Annotated in this window: 5 protein-coding genes; 3 read left to right on the forward strand and 2 right to left on the reverse strand. The window is 75.0% G+C overall.

All coding sequences use genetic code 11. The annotated features are described in order from the left end of the window. Positions 1-303: 303 nt before the first annotated feature. Together ABZ842_RS38505 and ABZ842_RS38510 are read left to right on the forward strand one after the other, a co-directional pair. The gene (locus ABZ842_RS38505) at positions 304-1,356 is read left to right on the forward strand and encodes an alpha/beta hydrolase (protein WP_361548460.1); all 1,053 of its coding nucleotides are present in this window, start codon (positions 304-306) and stop codon (positions 1,354-1,356) included. Next, complete coding sequence (locus ABZ842_RS38510; RefSeq protein WP_361548463.1) at positions 1,353-2,561, forward strand: acyltransferase; 1,209 nt, start codon at positions 1,353-1,355, stop codon at positions 2,559-2,561. Before ABZ842_RS38505 ends, ABZ842_RS38510 begins: the two co-directional genes overlap by 4 nt. A gap of 19 nt (positions 2,562-2,580) precedes the next feature. Here ABZ842_RS38510 and ABZ842_RS38515 read toward each other — a convergent pair whose 3' ends face one another. Beyond that, entirely contained in the window at positions 2,581-3,630 is a 1,050-nt protein-coding gene (locus ABZ842_RS38515) for an aldo/keto reductase (RefSeq protein WP_361548466.1), read from the reverse strand. Next, positions 3,627-4,079 carry a MerR family transcriptional regulator gene (locus ABZ842_RS38520; protein ID WP_361548469.1) on the reverse strand — a complete coding sequence of 151 codons (453 nt, stop codon included), beginning with the start codon at positions 4,077-4,079 and terminating at the stop codon, positions 3,627-3,629. The genes ABZ842_RS38515 and ABZ842_RS38520 overlap by 4 nt, the downstream gene beginning before the upstream one ends. A gap of 141 nt (positions 4,080-4,220) precedes the next feature. Here ABZ842_RS38520 and ABZ842_RS38525 point away from each other — a divergent pair, with 141 nt between their 5' ends. Beyond that, positions 4,221-5,045 (forward strand): serine hydrolase domain-containing protein, encoded by an 825-nt coding sequence (locus tag ABZ842_RS38525; protein WP_361548472.1) that lies wholly within the window; start codon positions 4,221-4,223, stop codon positions 5,043-5,045. The last annotated feature ends 113 nt before the right edge of the window (positions 5,046-5,158 follow it).

The raw sequence follows: 5,158 nt of genomic DNA on the forward strand, positions 1-5,158 counted from the left end.
ACACGTACTGGGAGACGCCGGACGGCACGCCCGTCTCCTTGGCCGGGGTGAATCCGCTGGTCGGTGCCCGCAAGGCACAGGGGGCGGAACTGCGCGAACAGTCCACCACCGGGCTGCAGTGGCCAACGGCTCCCGCGGGGCAACTGCGAGATGGCCAAAAGGGCCGCGGGGGAGCTCACCCCCTACCCCGGGGCTACGCCCCACATCGCACCGCGGGGGGACGCCCGCAGCGACACCCGGTTCTTACCTTCCTCCCGTCCCACCGGCGCACCCCGCGCCCCGGGGGAGGGAGGAAGAGCACACATGCGCCGGTACAAGAGGGTCCTCGTCGGAGTGGGCGTCGCGCTGGGCGTCGCGGTAGGAGCCACCGGTGGTGTCCTGGGGAGCGGGGAGCCGCCGGTCACCGGCCCCCCGCCCGGCACCGACGCGTGGAACGCGGACCGTTCGCTCGGGCGCGCCCTGCCCGACCCGACCCGCACCGCCCCCGCGGACGTCGCCGCGTTCTTCCAGAGCCTGCGCCCCGCCGCCCGGCAGGACCTGGTGGAGCGGCACCCCCTCGTCGTCGGCAACCTCGACGGCGTACCCGTACGCCTGCGCTACGCGGCGAACGCCCGCGCCGTGCAGGGCACCGCGTTCGAGCGGCTGGCGCAGCCCGGGCGGCAGATCCTCGCGTTCGACCCCCGCGGGCGCGGCCAGGTCGCGGAGGTGCACGGCGATCTGGAGCGGGCGCGGCACGTGGCCGTGGTCGTGCCGGGGGCGGACGTCGACGCCGGTACGTTCGACCGCGCGAAGGACCCGTACGGCACCCCCACCGGCATGGCGAGGTCCCTGCGCGCGGCCACCGGCGGCGCCACCGCGGTGATCGCGTGGACCGGTTACACCACGCCCGTCGGCATCGGCCCCGACACCGCGACCGGCGGCCACGCGGAGGCGGGCGCGCCGCGGCTGGCGCGCTTCACCCGCGGTCTGGCCGCGGTCGGCGCCCCGCGCCCCAGCCTGTTCTGCCACAGCTACGGCTCCGTGGTGTGCGGCCTGGCGGCGAAGGACGCGGTGGCCAAGGACGTCGTGGCGTTCGGCTCCCCCGGCATGCGCGCCGACTCCGTGCGCGAGTTGGGGACGACGGCCCGGGTGTGGGCCGCGAAGAACCCCACGGACTGGATCTCCAAGGTGCCGAACGTGGATCTGTTCGGCCTCGGGCACGGCACGGACCCCACCGCACGCGACTTCGGGGCGCTGCGCGTCCCGGCCCAGCGGGCGCAGGGCCACACCGGCTACTTCGCCCCCGGCACCGACTCGCTCGCCGCCTTCGCCGCCATCGCCCGCGGCGAGCAGCCGGCCGGAGGTGCGGCCCGATGAGCCTCCAGCATTTCGTCTCCCGGATCGAGGAGCGCACCCCCGCCCACCGCGACCGCGCCGTCGACGGGCTGCGCGCCCTCGCCCTGCTCGCCGTCCCCCTCGGCCACTGGATGCTCGGCGGCTTCGCCCTCGGTGACGACGGCGCCCTGCGCAACGCCAGCCCGCTGTCCTCCTTCGGCTTCTTCGCGCCCGCGAGCTGGGTGCTCCAGATGCTGGGGATCTTCTTCCTGGTGGGCGGGTACGCGTCCGTGCTGTCGTACCACCGCCGCACCGGCTCCACCGCCGCCTGGCTGCGGCAGCGCGTGGCCCGGCTGGGCCGGCCCGTGGTGGGCGTGACCGCGGTGTGGGCCGCGCTGGTCCCGCTGCTGTACGCGCTGGGCGTGCCCGGCACCACGGTGCGCACCGGGACGACGCTGGTGGTGCAGCCGCTGTGGTTCGTCGGCGTGTACGTCGTCGTCACGGCGCTCACCCCGCTGTGCGCACGGGCCGCCCGCAGGTGGGGCGGGTGGTCGGCCGTGCCGCTGCTCGGCTCGGTCGCCCTGGTCGACCTGGCGCGGTACGGCCCGTACGCGGACGCGGTGCCGGGGTGGCTCAGCGTGCTCAACATCCTGCCGGGCTGGCTGTTCGCGTATCAGCTCGGCGCGGCTTGGGGCGAGGGCCGGCTCACCCGGGTCCACGCCCGGGTCCTGCTGCTCGGCGGCGGCGCGCTGTTCGCGACGCTGCTGCTGGCCTTCGACTATCCGCTGTCGATGGTCGGCGTGCCGGGCGAGGCCCGGACGAACTCGCACCCGCCGTCCCTGCTGGTGCTGGCGCTGGCCGCGACCCAGAGCGGCGCCGCGCTGCTGCTGCGCGAGCGGATCGGCCGGCTGCTGGCCCGGCCCGCGCTGTGGGCGCCGGTGGTGGTGGTCAACCTGTCCGCGATGACGATCCTGTGCTGGCACCAGACCGCGATGCTGGCGGCGGCGGTCCCGGCGTCGTACGTCGGTGAGGTCGCGGGGCTGACCACCGCGCCCGACACGCTCGGCTGGATCGCGGCCCGGCTGGCGTGGCTGCCGTTGTTCGCCGCGCTGCTGGTGCTCATCGGCCGGTACGCCCGCGGCTTCGAGTCCCCCTGGCGTGCGGGCACCCGTGCCGCGACGGCCCGCCGCGCGCTGGCGGGACTGCTCGCGGCCGGTTTCGCGGCCTTCGCCCTCGGGTGGACGTGAGGGCCCGGCGCCGGGGCGGCTACTCGCGGTCGGCGGAGGTGCCCGCCATGTCCGCGTACCGGGCGCCGACGACCTTCGCCGCGATCGTCTCCAGCTGCGCCAGCTCGTCCGCGGTCAGCCGCACCCGGGTGGCCGCCGCGTTCTCCCGGACCCGGCTCGCCTTGCGGGTGCCGGGGATGGGGACCACGGGCAGCCCGTGGACGTCGGTCTGCTGCTGCACCCAGGCGAGCGCGACCTGGCCCGGCGTCGCGCCGTGGGCCTGCGCGATCGCCCGCACCGGCGCCAGCAGTTCGGCGTTCGTCCGGGCGTTGTCGCCGGTGTACCGCGGCTGCTGGTGCCGGAAGTCGCCCTCCGCCAGCTCCTTCGAGGCGTCCGTGAAGGCGCCGGTGAGGAAGCCCCGGCCGAGCGGTGAGTACGGCACGAACGCGACGCCCAGTTCGGCCGCCGCCGGTACGGCGGTGTGCTCGACGTCCCGGCTGAACAGCGACCACTCGGACTGGAGCGCGGCGATCGGGTGCACGGCGTGGGCCTCCCGCAGCTCCGCGCCGGTGACCTCGCTCAGCCCCAGGTGCCGCACCTTGCCCGCCTGCACCAGCTCGGCCATGGCGCCGACCGAGTCCGCCAGCGGCACGGCGGGGTCGCGCCGGTGCATGTAGTACAGGTCGATGACGTCCACGCCCAGCCGCTGGAGACTGTCGTCGACGGCCCGTCGGATGTAGGCGGGGTCGTTGCGCACGTGCCGGACCTCGACGTCGGAGCTGGCGTCGGCGGAGCGGTCGATGGCGAACTTGGTCGCGATGGTGACCTGGTCGCGGTGGCGGGCCAGGAAGGGGGCGAGGAAGCGTTCGTTGTCGCCCCGCCCGTACATGTCGGCGGTGTCGAAGAGGGTGACGCCGGCCTCCAGCGCGGCGTCCAGCGCCTCCCGGGCGGCGGCCTCGTCCGTCCCGCCGTAGAACTCGCTCATGCCCATGCAGCCCAGGCCCTGGACGCCGACGAACGGTCCGCCGGTGCCGAGGCCCACCCGGGCGATGGGGGCGTTGCGTGCGTGGGTTCCGTTGTCGTCGATCACGTCGGGTCCATCCTTCCGTACAGTTCGATCTTGTGATCCAGGACGGCGAGGGTGCCGTGGAGCTCCGCGACGCGTTCGAGCACGGTGCGCCGGGTCCGCTCCAGCAGCTCGCGCCGCTCGTCCACGGTGTGCTCGCCGGTCCGCACCAACTCGGCGTAGCGGACCATGTCCGCGACCGGCATGCCGGTCAGCCGCAGCTTGCCGACGAAGGAGAGCCAGTCCAGGTCCCGGTTGGTGAAGCGGCGCTGCCCGGTGTGCGAGCGGTCCACGTACGACATCAGGCCGATCCGCTCGTACCAGCGCAGCGTGTGCGCGGAGAGCCCGGTCCAGGCGGCGACCTCGCCGATGGTGTAGCGGTCGGCGCCGTCGGGGCGGGGGTGGCCGGAGTCGGTCAGGCACAAGTCCGCCGGGGAGTCCGTGCGGACGCGGCCGTCCTGCGTCAGCGTCATGCCTTCCACGCTAGGACCTTGGAGCGCACTCTAAGCAAGCACGCGGCGGTGAGTACGCGGTGATGGCCGGGGGTCGCGCGGCGTGATCGGCCGGGATCCCCCGCGGCGGCGTGCCGGGGCCACCCCGTAGGCTTCGTGACCATGCAGAGCCTGGCGCTGACCGAGACGTGGCCCGTTCCGACCGCGGCGAGCGCCGTCGTCCGCGCGGACGGCACGGTCGCCGGCCGGCACGGCCCCACCGACCACCGCTTCCCGCTGGCGTCGGTGACCAAGCCGCTGGCCGCGTACGCCGTCCTCGTCGCGTACGAGGAGGGCGCGGTCGAACTCGACGAGCCGGCCGGCCCCGCCGGCTCCACGGTCCGCCACCTGCTGGCGCACACTTCGGGCCTCGCCTTCGACGAGCTCCGCGTGAGCGCGGAGCCCGGCACCCGCCGGATCTACTCCAACGCGGGTTTCGAGGTGCTGGCGGACCACGTCGCCGCGGCGACGGACATCCCCTTCGCCGAGTACCTGCGGCAGGCCGTCCTGGAGCCGCTGGGCATGACGTCCACTGCCCTGGAGGGCGAGGGGTCCGCGGCGAAGGACGCGGTGTCGACGGTGGACGACCTGGTCCGCTTCGCCGCGGAGGTGCAGGCGCCGCGGCTGTTGGACCCGCGCACGGTCCTGGCCGCGATGACGGTCACCCACCCCGGCCTGGCCGGCCTGCTGCCGGGCTACGGGCGCCAGACCCCGAACGACTGGGGCCTCGGCTTCGAGATCCGCGACGGCAAGTCGCCGCACTGGACGGGGGCGGCGTCCTCCCCGCGCACGTTCGGCCACTTCGGCCAGTCGGGCACGTTCCTGTGGATCGACCCCGACGCCCGCGCGGCGTGCGTGGCCCTGACGGACCGCGCGTTCGGCCCCTGGGCGATCGAAGCGTGGCCCGCCTTCACGGACGCGGTCCTGCGCGACCTCCGCGCGTCTTGACCCCCTGCGCCGTGCTCCTGACAACTCCACCGTTGCTCTGCGGGAGCGTTGGTCTCCACCGGCCGGTGGAGGGTTTGTCGCGCAGTTCCGCCCCCCGTGCCCGCAGGGCACGG

It is taken from the genome of Streptomyces sp. NPDC047315 (genome assembly GCF_040643215.1).
In the GTDB taxonomy this organism is placed as follows: Bacteria; Actinomycetota; Actinomycetes; order Streptomycetales; family Streptomycetaceae; genus Streptomyces.